Source organism: Roseobacter sp. HKCCA0434 (assembly GCF_032464675.1).
In the GTDB taxonomy this organism is placed as follows: domain Bacteria; phylum Pseudomonadota; class Alphaproteobacteria; order Rhodobacterales; family Rhodobacteraceae; genus Pontivivens.
Map to the genome: position 1 here is coordinate 60010 of NZ_JAWDKL010000018.1, position 16968 is coordinate 76977.

A 16968-nucleotide genomic window follows, 5' to 3' on the forward strand; every position below is an offset into this window, starting at 1 on the left:
GCATGGAGCGCGCCGCGATCCGTGACCTGATCCTCGCCGACCCGTCTCTGGTGCTGGGCGACGAGGAGGTGATGCGCGCCGTCGTCGCCGCCCAGGCGGACGATAGCGGCCGCGTCACCGACCTGCGCGGCGTGCTGGTCGACCGGCTGGAAGGGCGGCTCGGCACGCTGGAGGCGACGCACCGAACGGTGATCGCCGCGGCCTACGAGAATCTGTCGGGCGCGCAGCAGGTGCACCGTGCGGTGCTCGAATTGCTCGACCCGACCGAATTCGGGGGCTTCCTCACCGCGATGACCGGGCCCGTGGCGGATATTCTCAACGTGGACACGGTCCGCCTGGCGCTGGAACTGACCGAGGCCGAGCGGACGATCGCCAACGCGCCCGGCCTCGTCGCGCTGCCGCCCGGCGGCGTCGACAGCTATATCGGCGCGGGCTGGGACCGAGACCCCGACCGCGTCACCCTGCGCCGGGTCGACCGGACCGCGGCGGCGGTGTTCGAGGAGGAAACGCTGCTAATCCAGTCCGAAGCATTGATGCGCCTCGACTTGGGCACGGGTCGGCGCGCGGCGATGCTGGTCTTCGGAGCGGCGGACCCGGAGCGGTTCACGCCCGATCAGGCGACCGATTTCCTCGACTTCTTCGCCGGCTGTTTCGAGCGCGCTGTGCGCCGCTGGCTGGCGTGAGCGGGACGGGCATCGCGCCCGAAGGCAGCGACGGCGCGCTCGCGCTTCTCCACCGTTTTATCGAGCAGATCGTCGGAGTGCGCGGCCAATCCCGCGCCACCGCGGAGGCGTATCGCCATGACATCGCGATCTATCTGGGCTTCCTGACCGGCCATCGCGGCGAGCCCGTGGGCCTCGCCGGGCTGGGCCGTGTCACCTCGTCCGAGATGCGGGCCTGGATCGCGCATTTGCGCGGCGAGGGCCTGTCCGCCCGCTCCGCCGCGCGGGCGCTATCGGCGGTCAAGGGCTTTCACCGCTGGCTCGCCGAGGCGGAAGGGCTGGACGCCACCGCTGTGCTCGCCACACGCGCACCGCGGGTGAAGGCCGGATTGCCCCGCCCGCTATCGCCCGACGCGGCGCGGGACGTTCTCTCGCTGGCCGAGGTCCAACACGCAGAGCCGTGGGTCGCCGCGCGAGACGTGGCGGTGCTCACCCTGCTCTATGCCTGCGGGCTGCGGATCTCGGAGGCGTTGAACCTGACAGGTGCGGACGCACCGCTGGGCGAGCGATTGCGGATTCTCGGCAAGGGGAAGAAAGAGCGGGACGTCCCCGTCCTGCCCGCCGCGCGCGAGGCGGTCGCGACCTATACGCGCCTTTGCCCGCACGAACTGTCGCCCGACGCGCCGCTCTTCCGCGGGGTACGCGGCGGCAAGTTGAACGCCTCGCAGGTCGAGAAGATGATGGCGGACGTGCGCCTGCAACTGGGCCTGCCCGCGACCGCGACACCGCACGCGCTGCGCCATTCCTTCGCCACGCATCTGCTGGAGGCGGGGGGCGATCTGCGGGCCATCCAGACGCTGCTTGGCCATGCCTCGCTGTCGAGCACGCAGGTCTACACCGCGCTCGACCAAGCGCATCTGATGGACATCTACGACGCGGCCAGACGAAAACGCCCGCCCTCCTGACCGGAGGACGGGCGCATGTTCGGTCGTGGCGGTCGCCTTACTGAATGGGCGCGCCCTGCAGGTCCTGGCCGATGCTCTGCTCGGCGGTCGCGTCCACATCGTTATTGCGGTTGTTCACGTCGACGCCGGCACCACCCATCGGGGTCGGCTCGCATGCGGCGAGGGTCAGGGCGGTCACGGCGGCGAATGCGACGGTGAAGATACGGGTCATTTCAAATTCCTTTCATCCTGGCGGGTCATCCCGCCTCCCGTCATCAACACGCAAGAGGGCAATTCGTTCGACCCGATCGGCAAAAAATCGCGCATCCGCGAAAATTCCGAGTATTGATACGATCAGATTTCTGCCTGAGCCAGGATTTGCCAAGCATCACACGTCTTGCTCGACCGTTTCGCTCGCGAAACTGACAGTTTTAGGTAATTCGGCAAGATTTCGTTCATAGACTTGAAGGTTTGGTGAATCAAAGCTGCAGGGCCGCGCGATGCGGCCCGCCGGGCGGCATCCTGCGCGAGCGCCGGACGGCGTCTCGGCTCACGGCGCGCCAACTAACGGTTGCCCGAATTCATGCGTCTGCTAGGCAGGGGAACCCCCAGTCGAGAGTATGCCCATGTTCGTTCGTGCCTTCGCCGTCCACCTGCTGACCGCTACGGGTGCGGGTCTCGCCCTGATGGCGATCATCGCCGCCGGCCGCGCCGACTGGGCCTCGATGTTCCTGTGGCTGATCGCAGCCTTCGTGGTGGACGGCATCGACGGGCCGCTGGCGCGCAAGGTCGATATCAAGCGCAACGCGCCGCAATGGGATGGCGTGCTGCTCGACCTCATCATCGACTACCTGACCTACGTCTTCATTCCCGCCTATGCGCTGGTCGAGGCCGCGCTGATAGGCGAGGGGTGGAGCCTTGCCGCAGGGCTACTGATCTGCGTGACGGGCGTGGTCTATTTCGCCGATACGCGGATGAAGACCTCGGATAACAGCTTCTCGGGCTTTCCGGGCTGCTGGAACATGGTGGTGCTGGTGCTGTTCGCGATCGACTTCGGCGGGTGGGCGGCGATGTTCATGATCATCGGCATCTCGCTCGCGCAGTTCTTTCCGTGGAAGTTCATCCACCCCGTGCGGACCGAGCGCTGGCGGGCGCTGTCGCTGCCGGTGATGCTGATCTGGGGCGTGTTCGCGACCTGGCTCGCCTGGGTGGGCTTCGACGGACCGGCCTTCGCGCAGGCGGGGCTGGCGATCACCAGCCTCTACCTGCTGTTTGCCGGGATCGCGCAGCAGCTGATCCCTCAGCGCACTTCCTGACGCTGACGGCCGAGGCCCGCGACCTCCAGCTCCATCACGTCGCCGCGGCGCAGGAAGCGTTGCGGATCGCAGCCCATGCCGACGCCCGAAGGCGTGCCGGTCGCAATCACGTCGCCGGGCATCAGTGCCATGTGGCGGCTGAGATGCGCGATGATCTGCGGGACCGAGAAGATCAGGTCGGAGGTGTTGGAATTCTGACGCACCTCCCCGTTCAGGCTCAGCGACAGGTCGAGATCGCCGGGATCGGCCACCTCGTCCGCCGTGACGAGCCACGGGCCGATCGGGCCGAAGCCGGGGGCGGACTTGCCCTTGATCCATTGGCCCGTGCCCTCGATCTGCCAGGCGCGTTCGGAGATGTCGTTGACGGTGCAATAGCCCGCGACGTGGGAGAGCGCGTCGGCCTCGGACACTTGCCAGGCGCGGGTTCCGATGACGACGCCCAGCTCGACCTCCCAATCCGCCTTCTGCGCGTGCTCGGGCAGGATCAGGTCGTCGTTCGGGCCGGCGAGCGCCGAGATCGCCTTGGAGAACACGATCGGCTCCGCAGGCGGGGTCGCCCCGGCCTCCGCCGCATGGGCCGCATAGTTCAGCCCGATGCAGAAGAAGGTCGGCACGTCGAGCACGCAGGGCGCGATGCGCGTGCCCTCGGCCACCATCGGCAGGGTGCCCGGATCGACCGCGCCCAGCCGGTCAAGCGCGCCCGCGCGCAGGGCCGCGGCATCCACCCGGTCGAGATAACCGCCGAGGTCGCGCAGCCCGCCATCCGCATCGAGCATCGCGGCGCGTTCCGCGCCCGGTTCACCGACATTCAACAGTTTCATGGCGTTCCCCCTCAGTAGCTGTGTTCGACGTAGATGCGGCTCAGATCGCCGTTCCATTCGCCGTGATACTTGGCCAGCAACTCGTCGGCCATGCTCTCGCCCCGTGCCAGGCTGTCCTTGAGCGCGGCGAGGAAATGGGTCTCGTCCGGGATCAGGCCGCCCGCGCCGGTGCGTGCGCGTGCCTTCAGACCCGCCTCGGCGATGTCGACGCAGGCCCGCGCGAGGTCGAGCATCGTGCCGCCCGGTGCCTTGGCGGCGAGGCCTTCCTTCGCGGCATCGTGGCGCAACGCCTCGCGGTCCTCCTGCGTCCAGTCGCGGCACAGGTCCCAGGCGGCGTCGAGCGCGCCCTGGTCGTACATCAGCCCGACCCAGAAGGCGGGCAGCGCGCAGAGGCGCCGCCACGGGCCTGCATCGGCGCCGCGCATCTCCATGAACTTCTTGATCCGCGCCTCGGGGAAGATGGTGGTCAGGTGATCGGCCCAGTCGCTGAGCGTGGGCACCTCGCCCGGCAGCGCGGGCAGCTTTCCGTCGAGGAAGTCGCGGAAGCTCTGGCCCAGCGCGTCGACATATTCGCCGTCGCGATAGACGAAGTACATCGGCACATCGAGCGCGTAGTCCACATATCGCTCGAACCCCATCCCATCCTCGAAGACGAAGGGCAGACCGCCCGTGCGCGCCGCGTCGAGGTCGCGCCAGATGCGCTGGCGGAAGCTCTGCCAGCCGTTGATCTCGCCTTCCCAGAACGGGGAGTTGGCGAAAAGCGCGGTCGCCACCGGCTGCAGGGCAAGGGCCACGCGGAACTTCTGCACCATGTCGGCTTCCGAGCCGAAATCGAGATTGACCTGCACGGTGCAGGACCGGCGCATCATCCATTTCCCGGTGGTACCGACGCGGTCCATATAGCCGTCCATCAGCGCGTAGCGACCCTTGGGCATCAGCGGCATGTCGTCATGCGTCCAGTCGGGCGCCGCCCCGAGGCCGATGAAGCCCGCGCCGATCTCGTCGGCGATGGCCTTCACCTGCGCGAGGTGCGTATTCACCTCGTCGCAGGTCTGGTGGATGGTCTCCAGCGGCGCGCCGCTGAGTTCGAGCTGACCGCCCGGCTCCAAGCTGATATTCGCGCCCGCCTTCTCCAGCCCGATCAGCTTGCCCTGTTCGCGTACCGGCGCCCAGTCGAAGCGGGAGGACAGGCCCGACAGCATCGCGTGGATCGAGCAGTCGCCCTCGTAGGGCAGCGGACGGTGGGTCCGAAGCGTGTAGCCGAACTTCTCGTGCTCGGTGCCGATGCGCCAGTCGGCGGCGGGCTTGCAGCCCGATTCGAGATATTCGACCAGTTGCTCGCGCCGCTCGATCGGGCCGCCGCCGGACTGTGGGATGGACATGTGGCTCGGCTCCTTCGCGACGCGGCTGGTCTGTCCCGAGGTAGCGGGACGCCCCTGCCTTGGCAACGATGGAGCGTGAAATTCAGCGTTTCCCCGCTAGGTTCAGTGGCACCCTGAAACGAAGAGCCGAGATGCTGCGCCTGACCCTCATTGCCCTTTCGATCGCCAGCCCCGCGCTGGCCGAAGATATCGTCTTCACCTCGCCCAGCGGCAATATCCGGTGCATCCTGTCCGACAGCCTGGGCGGCGCGCGTTGCGACCTTGGGGTGACGACGCAGAGCTTCACGACCCCGCCCGCCGATTGCGACGGGGACTGGGGGCAGTCCTTCGGCGTCGGGCGCGACGGGGCGGGCGCGCCGCTTTGCGTGACGGATGCCATCGGCGGCGCGGACCCGCTGGTCCTGCCCTATGGCGCGGGGCTCTCCTATGGCGGGATCGAGTGCCTGTCGTCCGAGACGGGGATGACCTGCGTGAACCGTGACGGCGGCGGCTTCGCCCTGCGCCGGGCGGAGCAGTCCGTGTTCTGACGGATCCGTAGCGGATACAATCGCGGCGCTGACGTAAGACTGTGCAGCGGCTAGACCGGGTGGGAGGAGGACCGCCGATGCCCCACTGGCCCGACCGTTTCAGCGCCGCCATGGACCATGCCGAGCTGGTGCCGCTCTCGCACCATCACGCCGCCGACCTGGCCGGGGCCAGCGCCGAGGGCGAGCTGTCGCGCCTGTGGTACACGACGATCCCCGCGCCTGAGAACATGGCGGCGGAGATAGACCGCCGTCTCGGACTGGAGGCCGAAGGCCGCATGCGCCCCTTCGCGATCCGGGCGTGCGGCCGCGCCGTCGGCATGACCAGCTACATGAATATCGACGCGGCGAACCGGCGGCTGGAGATCGGATCCACCTGGCTCGCCCCCTCCGCGCAGCGCGGGCCGGTCAATACCGAATGCAAGCGGATGCTGCTGGGCCATGCCTTCGACGATCTCGACTGCATCGCGGTGGAGTTGAGAACCCACGTGATGAACCGGCAGAGCCGCGCCGCGATCGAGCGTCTGGGCGCGCGACTCGACGGAATCCTGCGCGCGCACATGATCCTGCCGAACGGCACGATCCGCGACACGGCGGTCTATTCTATCACCGCCGCCGACTGGCCGTCGGCGCGGGCGGGCCTCGACTTCAGGCTGGGCCGCTAGGAGGCGCGCCGCCGCGCCTCGCGCCACAGGACGTGGGTGGCAGCGCTTCGCTCACCCTCGACCAGCCGCACGGCGCGGCTCATCGGAAAGCCCGGCAGCGCCGAGAACACCTCGAAGAGCTGCCCGGCATCCTTGGCCGTCACAGGAATGATGAGCGTGCTGTCCGGCCCACGCAGCGTCCAGTGCGCGCCGGTCGGATAGGTCATCAACTCGACCGAGCGAATCTCCCCCATCTCGAAGAAGCCGCCGGTGTCGGGGCCGAAATAGCCCACCCGCCGCTCGTCGACGATGACGACGCCCGGATCGCCCTCCCCGCGCGAGAACCGCATCCGCATCAGCGCGTTGCGCATCAGGATCGCGCCGGTCACGGCGACCACGGTGCCGAGCGCTGCCAGCACCCAGCCGCCGCGCGTCGCGATCCACAGACCGAAGGCGAACAGGCCCAGCATCGCCAGCACTTCGCCATTGCGGCGCGCCCAGGCGGTAAGTTCGGGTCGGATCATCGGCGGCTTGCTCATGGAACGCCAGCATAGGTCCCGATCCACGACCGCGCCAGACCGGACCCGCGGGACGCGCAGCGCTACCAGTCGCCCAGCGTCGCCTGCCACAGGGTGATTGCCGCCACCGCCGCCGTGTCGGCGCGCAGGATGCGGGGGCCGAGGCCGACCTTGGTGACGAAGGGCAAGGCGGACAGTCGCGACGATTCGTCCTCGGTGAACCCGCCCTCGGGGCCGATCAGGACGGCCCAGGGACCGCCACCCGCCGCGCGCAGCGCCGCATCGGCCGCCAGCCCGTCCATCCGCTCGTCGCAGAACATCAGCCGCCTGTCGCCCCCCCACCCATCGAGCAGCCGGTCCAGCGGTTCCGGCTCGAACAACTCCGGCACGTGGAGGCCGCCGCACTGCTCCGCCGCCTCGATGCAATGCGCGCGCAGCTTGTCGAGGCGCACGCGCTCGGAATTGGTGAAGCGCGTGAAGACGGGCTGAATGCGCCGGACGCCGAGCTCCGTCGCCTTCTCCACGATGAAATCGGTTCGGGCCTTCTTGATCGGCGCGAAGATGAGGTCGAGATCGGGCGGCAGGCTCTGCGGCAAAGTCTGGTCGAGGCACTGCGCCGCCGCGCGCCGCTTGGCCGCGTCGGTCAGCTCGGCCCGCCACTCCCCGTCGCGCCCGTTGAAGAGCAGGACCTCCGCCCCCGCCGCCTGCCGCATCACGGCGCTCAGGTAATGCGCGTGCTCGCTCAGATCGACCGCGCGCCCTTCCGCGAGGTCCTGTTCGGTGAACAACCTGATCTTCGGCCCCGCCATCGCGCCCCTCCGCTTCTTCTTCGTTCCAAATATCCCCGCCGGAGGCTCCCGTCACCTGCAACCCGCGCCACGATCTGCCATAAGGGCGGCATGAGCTCCGAATCGCCCGACATGCGCGTCGCCGACGCGACCGACCGCAACTGGGTGGACCGCCACGCCCCGCGGGCCGCGCGGCCCTATCTGCGGCTGAGCCGCGCCGACCGGCCCGCAGGCACCTGGCTGTTGCTGATCCCCTGTTTCTGGGCGCTGGCCCTCGCCACCGCCGCAAGCGGAACGTGGGATGCGCGCACCGTCTGGTACGCGGTCGCCAGCGCTCTCGGCGCGTTCCTGATGCGCGGGGCGGGCTGCACCTGGAACGACCTCGCCGACCGCGAGTTCGACGCCGCCGTCGCGCGCACACGGTCGCGCCCCCTGCCCTCGGGCCAGGTCACTCCGCGCGGCGCGGCCATCTGGCTGGTGGTGCAGACGGCGATCGCCGGGACGATCCTGCTGACCTTTCCGCTGCCCGCCATCGCGATGGGCCTCGCCTCGCTGATCCCCGTCGCGATCTACCCGTTCGCCAAGCGGTTCACCTGGTGGCCGCAGGTCTTCCTCGGGCTCGCCTTCAACTGGGGGGCGCTGCTGCTGTGGGTCGCCGTGCGCGGCACGATGGAGGCGCCGGCGATCCTGCTCTACCTCGCCGGCATCGCCTGGACGCTGTTCTACGACACGATCTATGCCCATCAGGACAAGGAGGACGACGCCCTGATCGGGGTGAAGTCCACCGCGCGCCTGTTCGGCACAGCCACGCCGCGCTGGCTGATGATCTTTCTGATCGTGTCGGTGACGCTGGCCGCGCTGGCGGTCGTTTTGGCGCTGGTGGACGCGCCGCCGCTGCGCATGGTGATCGCACTTGCCGGGGTCTGGGGCTTCGGGCTGCACCTGTGGTGGCAGATGCGCCATCTCGACATCGACGACACGGGCATGTGCCTGCATCTGTTCCGCTCGAATCGCGATGCGGGCCTGATCCTGGCGGGCGCGCTGGCTCTCGCCGCCGTGATCCCCGCCTGACCTTCCCTTGCCGATGCCGCCTCGCAGGACTAGGACACAGGCCAGTTTGTGTGAGGTGACATGATGCGTATCCTGGCGATTGTCGTCGCCCTCGCGGGTCTTGCCGGTGCCGGTTACGGGGCGTGGCATCTTGCGGGCTACGGCGCGACCGTGATCGAGGAACGGACCGAGGTGGAGGTCGAGACGGCGCTCGACGCCGCCGGTCAGGACTGGGTCGAGGTCGAGGCGGATGGCCGCCGCGTGGCGCTGTCGGGCACCGCGCCCAGCGAGGCCGCCCGCTTCCGCGCGCTCGACGTGGCCGAGGCGCTGGTGTCCGAGGACGATCTCGACGATGCCATCACGCTCGCCGATGCGGAGGAACTGCCGCCCGAGCCGCTGGAACTGGCGGTGCTGCTAACCCGCGACCTCGTCACGTTGATGGGTCGCGTGCCCGACAGCGCGGAGGAGCAGATCGCCGCGCTGCGCGCGGCCCCCGAACGGCGCCTCGTCGATCTGATGACGCTGGACGAGGATCGCGACGCCCCGCTTTGGCCCGATGCCGTCATGCTCCTGACCGAAGCTCTGCCCCGGATCGAGACCGGGCAGATGCAGCTGTCGGACGGCACGCTGCGGGTCGAGGCCGCGCTGCCCGACGAGGAAAGCCGCCAGGCGCTGACCGCCCTGCTGCGTGACGGCGCGCCGGACGGGCTGGCGCTCGACCTCGCGCTGACCGCGCCGCGCATGGTCCTCAGCCCCTATCCGTTCACCCTTTCGGTCAGCGAGGGTGTCTACGCGCTCGACGCCTGCGCCGCCCCGGACGAGGCGACGGCCCGCGACATCCTGCGGACGGTGGCCTCCACCACCGGGCTTTCGGGCCTCACCTGCCCGGTCGCGCTCGGCGTGCCGGACGGAAACTGGCTCGCCACGGTGCGCACGGGCATCGACCTGCTGTCGGACCTGCCCGCGGCCACCCTGACGATCCGGGACCGCGTGGTCGCCGTCGAACCGGGCGAGGCGTTGGAGACGGAGGTTGCCGAACGCGCGGCTGAGCGGGTACGGGCGGATCTGCCGGAGGGCTACACTCTCACCGTGATGCGCCCCGCGACGGTGGCCGAGGCCCCCACCCCGACCGAGACCGCCGCCCCGATCGGCCTGACCCTCAGCCGGGGCGCGTCGGACCTGTCGGTCACCGGCGCGGTCAGCGGCATGGACGGGGTCGAGGCGCTCGAAAGCTATGCCGCGACCGCCTACCCCGCCGTCACCACCGAGATCGACCTGATCGCCGACGCGCCCGGCTCGGCGCTTCCGCTGGCCGATGCGCTGGTGCTGCTCGACGCGCTCGCCCTGCTCGACACCGGCTCGATCCGGGCGCAGGGGGACGAGGTCCGGATCACCGGCACCGGCGCGGGCGAGGATCTGGAGGCGCGGCTGCTCTCCACCCTCGATGGTCGACTGATGAGCGATCCCGAGATCGTCGTCGAGGTCGAGGGCTACGCCCCCCCGGTCGAGGCGCCCGCCGAAACCCCGATCGAGATCGAGACGCCCAGCGTTTCCGCCGCCGAATGCGACACGGCCGTCGCCCGCGTGCAGGCCGACCAGCGCATCGAGTTCGCACCGGGCTCCGCCACACTCGACATCGGATCGGCCGGACCGCTCGACGCCATCGCCTCCGTGCTGGCCACCTGTCCGGGCACGCAGGTCTTCATCGACGCGTTCACCGACAGCTCCGGCGGCGAGGATGGCAACATGCGCATCTCGCAGGCGCGGGCCGACAGCGTACTCGACGCGCTGCTGGCGCGTGGTGTATTCCTCGACCGGATGCAGGCCGAAGGCTTCGGCGAGGTGAACCCCATCGCCACAAACGAGACCGCCGAGGGGCGGGAGCTGAACCGTCGCATCGAGTTCCGCGTCGTCGACCCTGCCGGGCAAGAGCAGGACGGGACGCCGGAGACGGACGACGAGAGCGTCGATCAGACGGAAGACGAGGGCGAGGCAGACACCGGCACGCCCGACATCACTACGGGCGAAGAAGCGCCCGAAGCGGACACGGACGAGGAGGCGTCCGCCCCCGCCGAGTAAGAGGACAGAAGATGACACGCGACGAACTCATCCTCGCGATGACGGCGGCCCTGATGGGCGCGTTCGTGCTGGGCTGGCTGCTACGCTGGCTCTATGGCAGCCTAGCGCGGGCCGGCACATCGCGCGTCGAGACCGTGGAAGACATGACTTCCCGCCTCGCGCAGGCGGAGGAAGGCCAGGCCGCGATTGCTGCCCAGCTCGCCGCCACCGACCAGTCGCTGCGCGCGCAGTTGCGGGAAAAGCAGGCCGAGCTCGACGCCGCGATGGACGGACTTCGCGGCGCGCGCCAGCAGGTGCTCGACTGGCAGGCCGCCTACGAGGCTGAGCGGGCGCGGACCGCGGACTAGGCCATCAGTCGCGCCAGCGCGCCTCCGCCGCGTCGTCCGCCTCGCGCGCATCGACCCAGGAGGCGCCGTCGGGCGTGACCTCCTTCTTCCAGAAGGGGGCGCGGGTCTTGAGGTAGTCCATCATGAATTCCGCCGCCTCGAAGGCCGCGCGGCGATGAGGGGCCGCCGCCGCGACGAAGACGATCCGCGCGCCGGGGGCGAGCGGGCCGTAGCGGTGGACGATCAGGCTGGCGTTCAGTTCGAAGCGGCCCCGCGCCTCATCTTCGATGGCGGCGAGCGCCTTCTCGGTCACGCCGGGCCAGTGTTCCAGCACCATCTCGGTGACGTCGCCGCCGCGCACCAGCCCGGTGAAGCTCGCCACCGCGCCGACATCCGTCCGCCCCGCGACCAACGCATCGAGTTCCGCCCCCGGATCGAAGTCCGCTTCCTGAACGCGAACGGCCATCAGCCGCCCGTCATCGGCGGAAAGAAAGCGACCTCGCGTACGCCGGCGAGCGGCGCGGTCATCTCCGCCATCTCCTCGTCCAGCGCCACGCGCACCGCGCTCATGTCGGCGAAGGCGGCTGCATGCCGCGCGTCGCGCGCGGCCAGTTCGGCCACGAGGTCTGCGACGGTCGCGGCCTCGGTCGCGATGTCCTCGGACCCGGCACCGATCCGCTCCCGCAGCCAAGCGAAGTAGAGGACCCTCATCCCTTGTCCTCCAGGTAGGGCATGGCCTTGCGGAAATAGTCGGCCCCCGACCAGACGGTCAGCACGGCGGCGATCCAGAGCAGGATCAGCCCGATCGCGAACAGGAAATCGCGGCCCAGATGCAGCAGGACCAGCCCGCCGCGATCCTCGGCCTGCCCCGCCAGCACGGCCTCGACCTCGATGATCTCCATCGTGAAGGTCAGCGCGCGGTATTCCGCGTCGACGGCCCCCGCGCCCAGCAGCACGGCGATGGCGAACATCTGCGTCGTCGTCTTCCATTTCGCGACCTTGGTCACGTCGAGCTTCACGTTGCCGAGGAATTCCCGGAGGCCCGAGACCAGCACCTCGCGCAGCAGGATCAGCACGGTGGGCAGCACGTAGAACCAGTTGAGCCCGATCAGCGCAAAGAGTGCCGCGAGCGCGATGACCACCATCGCCTTGTCCGCGATCGGGTCGAGCATCTTGCCGAAGGGCGAGCCCATGTCGTAGCGCCGCGCCATCCAGCCATCGACGAAATCGGTCAGCGATGCGCCTATGAACAGTGCCAGCGCCACCCAGTCCGCCGCCGGGCGCGGCAGGATCAGGAAGACGATGGCGATCATCGGGGCCGCGGCGACCCGCAGAACGGTGAGTATATTCGGTACAGTCCAGCGCATGGGGTTCGATCTAGCCCGCCCCGCCCCCGTGGGGTAGTCCCCAACGGCTTCCAAGCACGAATTTCTCCGCGTCGGGCGCGAGCAGCCCGTCGATCTCCGCCGCAAAGGCCGCGTTATAGGCTGCGATGGGCGAGTCCGCCCCGTACATCGCCTGCAAGGTGTCGATCGAGATCGCGAGGTAGTGCATCTTGCCCAGCAGGCCGAACAGTGTCGCCGCGATCCGGTGAGCGGGCACGCCGGGCGCCACATCCGGTCCCAGTTCGACCAGTCGGTCGAGACAAGGTTTGAACCACCAGCGCCGGGCCGAGCCATCTGCGTCGAACAGGGCGCGCACCACCAGCGTCAGGTCCTCGCCGCCCTCCACCGATGCCGCACGCAGCCGGTGCAGTTGGCGCGACAGCAGATCCCGTGCCGCGCCGCCCTCCTCAGCCAGGTCTGCCATCAGACTGTCCGCGAGCCCTTCCAGCACCTAGGCCTGGAGCAGCTCCTCGCTGCCGAAATGGTGCAGCAGTGCCTGTTTGGTCACGCCCGCGTCCCCCGCGATGGCAGCGAGGCTGGTGCCCCCCAGCCCGTCGCGGGCGAGCGCGAGGTGGCGCGTGAGGCTGTCGGACATGAGCGGCTTTCCGTAAGGTCGGATCGCGACCCTCCGAGATCGAAGGCCCGCGCGCCTTCCTCACCCTGCGCTCCATGTACCTGCCGCTCCTGCTGACCCGCGACGATGACGACGATGTCCGCGTCCTTCCCAACGTCTGCCGCCATCGCGGCGCGACGCTGGAGCGGGAAGCTGCGGGCTGCAAACGCGTGTTCACTTGGGTAATCGCCGAACCGGACGTCGCGCACATGCCCGGTATCGACGCCAGGATCGGCGCGCTCGGAGCCGATTTCGACTGGATCGGCCTGCCGGACCACCGCATCGCCGCGATCGAGCAGATCGACATCGCCGCCAACTGGAAGCTACTGATCGAGGGGGGCCTGGAGGCCTACCATTTCCGCGTCGCGCACAAGGACACCATCGGCCCCTACTTTCCCGACAACCTGCTGATCTGGCAGAGCTTCGGCCCGCATATCCGTGCCATGCTGCCGCGCAACTCGATGCCCGATCTCGGCGACGCGCCCGAGGCGGACTGGCACCTGCGCCGGGATGCGAACCTCGTCTATCTGATGATGGTCAACACCCAGCCGCTCGTGCAGCAGGACCACGTGATGTGGTTCCACTTCGAGCCGGTGTCGGAGGCGCTGACCCGCGTGCGCATGGCCACACTCGTCCCGAACTCCGCCCCGCGGACACCGGAGATGCAGGCGCACTGGGACAAGAACCAACGCATCACCGTGATTGCGTTGATGGAGGATTTCGAGCTGGGCGAGGAGATCCAGTCCGGCTTCGCCTCGCGCGGGAACCCCAGCCACCTCTTCGGCCGCTTCGAGGGTGCGCTGGACCGCTTCAACCGTGTGGTGGAGGAGATGATCGCGGGGTGACGCGACCGCCCGTCAGATCCGCGCATCGAGATACCATTTCGTCAGCTCCACCATCGCCTCGAAGGCCGCATCGCCGATCGCCGGATCGAAACCGTCCGCCGCGCGCATCTCTGGCAGGCGTATGCTGACGAGGTCGCCGCGCCCCTTGGAGAAGGGCGCGTGGGTCGCGCCTTCGGGCGGCTCCTCGCGGAACAGGTGCCGTTCCGCGTCGGACGGATCGCGCACGATCAGGTCGACGGCACCGGCGGGGTCCTTCAGCGTCGTCCACAGCCGATGGCGCAACTCGATCCCCTCGCGCAGATCGGCGTGCCGGATGCGCCAGACCCAGCTGTCGCCGTCGTAATACTCGGCCGCGAGGGCCGGGAAGGCGAATGGCTCGCCACGCCGCGCGCACAGCTCCGCCATATGCGCGAGGTAGGCCTTCTTCAGCGCGTGGACCGCGGCATCGGGGATGCGCACGCCGCCCGTCGCCTTCTTTTGCAGCGCCCGCGCGATGATCCCGCGTCGCCAGGCGAGGCGCCTGTCGTCGGGATTGCGCATCGCGTCCGACACCGCCTCCAGATCGGCGCTCAGGTCGAAAGCATCCCGCTCCCCGCGATAGCTCGCGGGCGCGACGAGCACGGTCTCGACCGCCCAGCCCTCGGCGCGCATCCGGTCGGCATGGTCGGAGTATCGCTCCGCCTGCCGATGGCCCGCCGCCGCCCCGATCTTGTTCTCGACCAGCAGCGCGCGGCGCATGCCGTCGCGCCCCGTGCCCGTCACCAGCAGATCACCGAAACCCTCCCCACCCAGCGAAGGTTCGGCGATCGCCTCTTCCACATGGAACACGTCATCGTCCGACCCGCATGCATCGAGGAACCGCCGCGCGAAGTCGCGGTCGCAGCAGAACTCCTCCGCCAGCAGATGATCGATCTCGACCTCCTGTGCCGATTTGCGGATCTCCGCCATGCCCCCTAGCCCGCCTCGTGAAAATAGCCGTAGATCTTCTCCGCCAGTGCCTCCGAGATCCCGTCCACCGCCTTGAGATCGGCGAGGCCCGCGCGCGTCACCGCCTTGGCCGAGCCGAAATGGGCGAGCAACGACCGCTTGCGCGCAGCCCCCACGCCGGGGATCTCGTCGAGCGGGGTGGCCGTCGTCGCCTTGGCCCGCTTGGCGCGGTGGGTGCCGATGGCGAAGCGGTGCGCCTCGTCGCGCAGGCGCTGCGTGAAGTAGAGCACCGGGTCGCGGAAGGGCAGCGCCTTGGGCGCCATTCCCGCACGGTAGAACACCTCCTTGCCCGCGTCGCGCTCGGTCCCCTTTGCCACGCCGATCACGGTGACGTCCTCGACGCCCAGCTCGGCGAGCGCCGCCTCCGCCGCACTCACCTGCCCCGGCCCGCCGTCGATCAGCACCAGGTCGGGCCACTGGTCGGACTTGCGGTCCGGGTCCTCCTTCATCAGGCGGGAGAAACGGCGGTCAAGCACCTCGTTCATCATGCCGAAATCGTCGCCCGGCGTGATCTTGTCGCCCTTGATGTTGAACTTGCGATAGCTCGATTTCAGCCAGCCCTCCGGCCCTGCGACCACCATCGCGCCCACGGCGTGCGCGCCTTGGATGTGAGAGTTGTCGTAGACCTCGATCCGCTGCGGCGGTCCGTCGAGGTCGAACGCCTCCGCCAACCCTTCCAGGAGCCGCCCCTGCGTCGCCGTCTCGCTCATCCGGCGGCCGAGGCTCTCGCGCGCGTTCTTGACGGCCTGGTCGACCAGCATCCGCTTCTCCCCGCGCTGCGGCACGCCGATCACCACCTTGCGGCCCAGCTTCTCGCCCAGCGCATCGCGCATCAGGTCCGCGTTCTCGATCTCGTGGCTCATCAGGATCAGGCGCGCGGGCTCCTTGTTGGAGTAGAATTGCCCCATGAAGCTTTCGAGGATCTCCGCAGCACTCTCCGCCCCGCCGGTGCGTGGGAAATAGGCGCGGTTGCCCCAGTTCTGATGCGCGCGGAAGAAAAAGACCTGCACGCAAGCCTGCCCATCCTGTTCGTGCAGGCCGATCACGTCGGCCTCGGCCACGCCTTCGGGGTTGATGCCCTGCACCGACTGCACGTTGGTCATCGCGCGGATGCGGTCGCGCAGCGCGGCGGCGCGCTCGAATTCCATGTTCGCCGACGCTTCGGCCATCTCGCGCGCCAGCTCTCCCTGCACGCGGGTCGAGCGGCCCTGCAGGTATTTCACCGCATCCTCGACCAACTCGGCATAGTCCGCCTCGCCGATCTTGCCGACGCAGGGGCCAGAGCAGCGCTTGATCTGGTAGAGCAGGCAAGGGCGCGAGCGGCTGTCGAACATGGTGTCCGAGCAGTTTCGCAGCAGGAACGCCTTTTGCAGCGTGTTGAGCGTGTGGTTGACCGAACCCGCGCTCGCGAACGGCCCGAAATAGCGGCCCTTGCGCGTCTTTGCGCCGCGATGCTTGGTAATCGCGGGATAGCCGTGATCGTCCGTGACGAGGATATTGGGAAAGCTCTTGTCGTCGCGCAGCAGCACGTTGTAGCGCGGCTTGAGCTGCTTGATGAGGTTCTGCTCCAAGAGCAGCGCCTCGGTCTCCGTCTCGGTGCGCAGGAACATCATCGAGGCGGTGTTGGCGATCATCCGCCCGATGCGCGCGGACTGGCCCTGCAGCTTGGTATAGTTCGCCACCCGCTTGCGCAGGGACCGCGCCTTGCCGACGTAGAGAACCTCGCCCTGCCGGTCGAGCATCCGGTAGACGCCCGGCGCGTCCGGCAGGGTCTTCACGTAGTCGCGGATGATCTCGGCACCGGGTTTCTCACCGGCCTTTTCCCGCGCAACGCGCCCTTCCTCGTCGAAGCTGTGCTGGTTGTTGTGCGCCATACTCTCAGTCTCGTGATTCCCGTCCGGGCTGCAATGCGGCAGGGGGTGTTTCAAGGAAAAACATGTCCACGATTCCTGTGGATAAGTCTGGGGGCAGGTTTTGGGATTACGCTCCCTGCCCTTGAAAACAAGGTTCCTTAACGAATTGCCTCAATTTTAGGCACCAATCCAACCCATTGTTTTCGTTAAAAAGAAATTCGTCGCGCGTAT

21 protein-coding genes are annotated in these 16968 nt (G+C 68.6%); 9 read left to right on the plus strand and 12 right to left on the minus strand.

The genetic code is table 11. From position 1 onward, the window contains the following. Window positions 1–2 precede the first annotated feature (2 nt). The gene (locus tag RX333_RS11940; protein ID WP_316015170.1) at window positions 3–683 is read left to right on the plus strand and encodes a DUF484 family protein; all 681 of its coding nucleotides are present in this window, start codon (window positions 3–5) and stop codon (window positions 681–683) included. Next, window positions 671–1627, plus strand: a complete 957-nt coding sequence (locus RX333_RS11945; RefSeq protein WP_410056072.1) for a tyrosine recombinase XerC — start codon at window positions 671–673, stop codon at window positions 1625–1627. The genes RX333_RS11940 and RX333_RS11945 overlap by 13 nt, the downstream gene beginning before the upstream one ends. Window positions 1628–1664: 37 nt before the next feature. On the opposite strand, the gene RX333_RS11950 is transcribed toward RX333_RS11945, so the two are convergent. Further along, entirely contained in the window at window positions 1665–1838 is a 174-nt protein-coding gene (locus tag RX333_RS11950) for a hypothetical protein (protein WP_316015171.1), read from the minus strand. A 388-nt stretch (window positions 1839–2226) separates the two neighbouring features. Between RX333_RS11950 and RX333_RS11955 the strand changes: the two genes are divergently transcribed. Further along, entirely contained in the window at window positions 2227–2922 is a 696-nt protein-coding gene (locus RX333_RS11955; protein WP_316015172.1) for a CDP-alcohol phosphatidyltransferase family protein, read from the plus strand. Here RX333_RS11955 and RX333_RS11960 read toward each other — a convergent pair. Next, window positions 2907–3743: a fumarylacetoacetate hydrolase family protein gene (locus RX333_RS11960; RefSeq protein ID WP_316015173.1), complete on the minus strand. Its 837-nt coding sequence runs from the start codon at window positions 3741–3743 to the stop codon at window positions 2907–2909. The genes RX333_RS11955 and RX333_RS11960 overlap by 16 nt on opposite strands. A gap of 11 nt (window positions 3744–3754) precedes the next feature. Further along, the gene (locus RX333_RS11965) at window positions 3755–5125 is read right to left on the minus strand and encodes a glutamate--cysteine ligase (RefSeq protein ID WP_316015174.1); all 1371 of its coding nucleotides are present in this window, start codon (window positions 5123–5125) and stop codon (window positions 3755–3757) included. 131 nt (window positions 5126–5256) lie between these two features. Between RX333_RS11965 and RX333_RS11970 the strand changes: the two genes are divergently transcribed. Together RX333_RS11970 and RX333_RS11975 are read left to right on the plus strand one after the other, a co-directional pair. After that, window positions 5257–5652, plus strand: coding sequence for a DUF6636 domain-containing protein (locus RX333_RS11970; RefSeq protein ID WP_316015175.1), 396 nt, complete (start codon window positions 5257–5259; stop codon window positions 5650–5652). Window positions 5653–5729: 77 nt separating this feature from the next. Continuing rightward, window positions 5730–6314: a GNAT family protein gene (locus RX333_RS11975; protein WP_316015176.1), complete on the plus strand. Its 585-nt coding sequence runs from the start codon at window positions 5730–5732 to the stop codon at window positions 6312–6314. Here the strand turns inward: RX333_RS11975 and RX333_RS11980 are convergent. Beyond that, entirely contained in the window at window positions 6311–6832 is a 522-nt protein-coding gene (locus RX333_RS11980; protein WP_316015177.1) for a hypothetical protein, read from the minus strand. The genes RX333_RS11975 and RX333_RS11980 overlap by 4 nt on opposite strands. 62 nt (window positions 6833–6894) lie before the next feature. Then, the gene (locus RX333_RS11985) at window positions 6895–7620 is read right to left on the minus strand and encodes a 16S rRNA (uracil(1498)-N(3))-methyltransferase (protein WP_316015178.1); all 726 of its coding nucleotides are present in this window, start codon (window positions 7618–7620) and stop codon (window positions 6895–6897) included. A 90-nt stretch (window positions 7621–7710) separates the two neighbouring features. On the opposite strand from RX333_RS11985, the gene ubiA reads away from it, so the two are divergent. From ubiA to RX333_RS12000, 3 genes are read left to right on the plus strand one after another with little or no spacing between them, the layout of a single operon-like run. Continuing rightward, window positions 7711–8670, plus strand: a complete 960-nt coding sequence (ubiA, locus tag RX333_RS11990; protein WP_316015179.1) for a 4-hydroxybenzoate octaprenyltransferase — start codon at window positions 7711–7713, stop codon at window positions 8668–8670. A gap of 60 nt (window positions 8671–8730) precedes the next feature. Then, entirely contained in the window at window positions 8731–10728 is a 1998-nt protein-coding gene (locus tag RX333_RS11995; protein WP_316015180.1) for an OmpA family protein, read from the plus strand. Between the two features lie 11 nt (window positions 10729–10739). Beyond that, window positions 10740–11075 (plus strand): hypothetical protein, encoded by a 336-nt coding sequence (locus tag RX333_RS12000; protein WP_316015181.1) that lies wholly within the window; start codon window positions 10740–10742, stop codon window positions 11073–11075. 4 nt (window positions 11076–11079) lie between these two features. On the opposite strand, the gene RX333_RS12005 is transcribed toward RX333_RS12000, so the two are convergent. Genes RX333_RS12005 through RX333_RS12025 form a run of 5 tightly spaced genes read right to left on the minus strand, consistent with a single transcriptional unit; the run spans window position 11080 to window position 13034 of the window. Next, the gene (locus RX333_RS12005; protein ID WP_316015182.1) at window positions 11080–11520 is read right to left on the minus strand and encodes a molybdenum cofactor biosynthesis protein MoaE; all 441 of its coding nucleotides are present in this window, start codon (window positions 11518–11520) and stop codon (window positions 11080–11082) included. Beyond that, window positions 11520–11765, minus strand: a complete 246-nt coding sequence (moaD, locus tag RX333_RS12010; protein WP_316015183.1) for a molybdopterin converting factor subunit 1 — start codon at window positions 11763–11765, stop codon at window positions 11520–11522. Before moaD ends, RX333_RS12005 begins: the two co-directional genes overlap by 1 nt. Continuing rightward, complete coding sequence (pgsA, locus tag RX333_RS12015; protein WP_316015184.1) at window positions 11762–12421, minus strand: CDP-diacylglycerol--glycerol-3-phosphate 3-phosphatidyltransferase; 660 nt, start codon at window positions 12419–12421, stop codon at window positions 11762–11764. The genes moaD and pgsA overlap by 4 nt, the downstream gene beginning before the upstream one ends. Before the next feature lie 10 nt (window positions 12422–12431). Beyond that, the gene (locus tag RX333_RS12020; RefSeq protein ID WP_316015185.1) at window positions 12432–12863 is read right to left on the minus strand and encodes a hypothetical protein; all 432 of its coding nucleotides are present in this window, start codon (window positions 12861–12863) and stop codon (window positions 12432–12434) included. Window positions 12864–12890: 27 nt separating this feature from the next. Then, window positions 12891–13034 (minus strand): TetR family transcriptional regulator, encoded by a 144-nt coding sequence (locus RX333_RS12025; RefSeq protein ID WP_316015186.1) that lies wholly within the window; start codon window positions 13032–13034, stop codon window positions 12891–12893. Window positions 13035–13108: 74 nt separating this feature from the next. Between RX333_RS12025 and RX333_RS12030 the strand changes: the two genes are divergently transcribed. Next, window positions 13109–13897 (plus strand): SRPBCC family protein, encoded by a 789-nt coding sequence (locus RX333_RS12030; protein WP_410056071.1) that lies wholly within the window; start codon window positions 13109–13111, stop codon window positions 13895–13897. Between the two features lie 12 nt (window positions 13898–13909). On the opposite strand, the gene RX333_RS12035 is transcribed toward RX333_RS12030, so the two are convergent. Next, window positions 13910–14845, minus strand: a complete 936-nt coding sequence (locus RX333_RS12035; protein ID WP_316015187.1) for a hypothetical protein — start codon at window positions 14843–14845, stop codon at window positions 13910–13912. Between the two features lie 5 nt (window positions 14846–14850). After that, window positions 14851–16758: an excinuclease ABC subunit UvrC gene (uvrC, locus tag RX333_RS12040; RefSeq protein WP_316015188.1), complete on the minus strand. Its 1908-nt coding sequence runs from the start codon at window positions 16756–16758 to the stop codon at window positions 14851–14853. Between the last annotated feature and the right edge of the window lie 210 nt (window positions 16759–16968).

What these genes read in the sequence shown, in the direction of transcription:
- RX333_RS11940 (WP_316015170.1), top strand. Translation starts at nt 3, where the DNA reads ATGGAGCGCGCCGCGATCCGTGACCTGATCCTCGCCGACCCGTCTCTG.
- RX333_RS11950 (WP_316015171.1), bottom strand. Translation starts at nt 1,838, where the DNA reads ATGACCCGTATCTTCACCGTCGCATTCGCCGCCGTGACCGCCCTGACC.
- RX333_RS11955 (WP_316015172.1), top strand. Translation starts at nt 2,227, where the DNA reads ATGCCCATGTTCGTTCGTGCCTTCGCCGTCCACCTGCTGACCGCTACG.
- RX333_RS11960 (WP_316015173.1), bottom strand. Translation starts at nt 3,743, where the DNA reads ATGAAACTGTTGAATGTCGGTGAACCGGGCGCGGAACGCGCCGCGATG.
- RX333_RS11965 (WP_316015174.1), bottom strand. Translation starts at nt 5,125, where the DNA reads ATGTCCATCCCACAGTCCGGCGGCGGCCCGATCGAGCGGCGCGAGCAA.
- RX333_RS11970 (WP_316015175.1), top strand. Translation starts at nt 5,257, where the DNA reads ATGCTGCGCCTGACCCTCATTGCCCTTTCGATCGCCAGCCCCGCGCTG.
- RX333_RS11975 (WP_316015176.1), top strand. Translation starts at nt 5,730, where the DNA reads ATGCCCCACTGGCCCGACCGTTTCAGCGCCGCCATGGACCATGCCGAG.
- RX333_RS11980 (WP_316015177.1), bottom strand. Translation starts at nt 6,832, where the DNA reads ATGAGCAAGCCGCCGATGATCCGACCCGAACTTACCGCCTGGGCGCGC.
- RX333_RS11985 (WP_316015178.1), bottom strand. Translation starts at nt 7,620, where the DNA reads ATGGCGGGGCCGAAGATCAGGTTGTTCACCGAACAGGACCTCGCGGAA.
- ubiA (WP_316015179.1), top strand. Translation starts at nt 7,711, where the DNA reads ATGAGCTCCGAATCGCCCGACATGCGCGTCGCCGACGCGACCGACCGC.
- RX333_RS11995 (WP_316015180.1), top strand. Translation starts at nt 8,731, where the DNA reads ATGATGCGTATCCTGGCGATTGTCGTCGCCCTCGCGGGTCTTGCCGGT.
- RX333_RS12000 (WP_316015181.1), top strand. Translation starts at nt 10,740, where the DNA reads ATGACACGCGACGAACTCATCCTCGCGATGACGGCGGCCCTGATGGGC.
- RX333_RS12005 (WP_316015182.1), bottom strand. Translation starts at nt 11,520, where the DNA reads ATGGCCGTTCGCGTTCAGGAAGCGGACTTCGATCCGGGGGCGGAACTC.
- moaD (WP_316015183.1), bottom strand. Translation starts at nt 11,765, where the DNA reads ATGAGGGTCCTCTACTTCGCTTGGCTGCGGGAGCGGATCGGTGCCGGG.
- pgsA (WP_316015184.1), bottom strand. Translation starts at nt 12,421, where the DNA reads ATGCGCTGGACTGTACCGAATATACTCACCGTTCTGCGGGTCGCCGCG.
- RX333_RS12020 (WP_316015185.1), bottom strand. Translation starts at nt 12,863, where the DNA reads ATGGCAGACCTGGCTGAGGAGGGCGGCGCGGCACGGGATCTGCTGTCG.
- RX333_RS12025 (WP_316015186.1), bottom strand. Translation starts at nt 13,034, where the DNA reads ATGTCCGACAGCCTCACGCGCCACCTCGCGCTCGCCCGCGACGGGCTG.
- RX333_RS12030 (WP_410056071.1), top strand. Translation starts at nt 13,109, where the DNA reads ATGTACCTGCCGCTCCTGCTGACCCGCGACGATGACGACGATGTCCGC.
- RX333_RS12035 (WP_316015187.1), bottom strand. Translation starts at nt 14,845, where the DNA reads ATGGCGGAGATCCGCAAATCGGCACAGGAGGTCGAGATCGATCATCTG.
- uvrC (WP_316015188.1), bottom strand. Translation starts at nt 16,758, where the DNA reads ATGGCGCACAACAACCAGCACAGCTTCGACGAGGAAGGGCGCGTTGCG.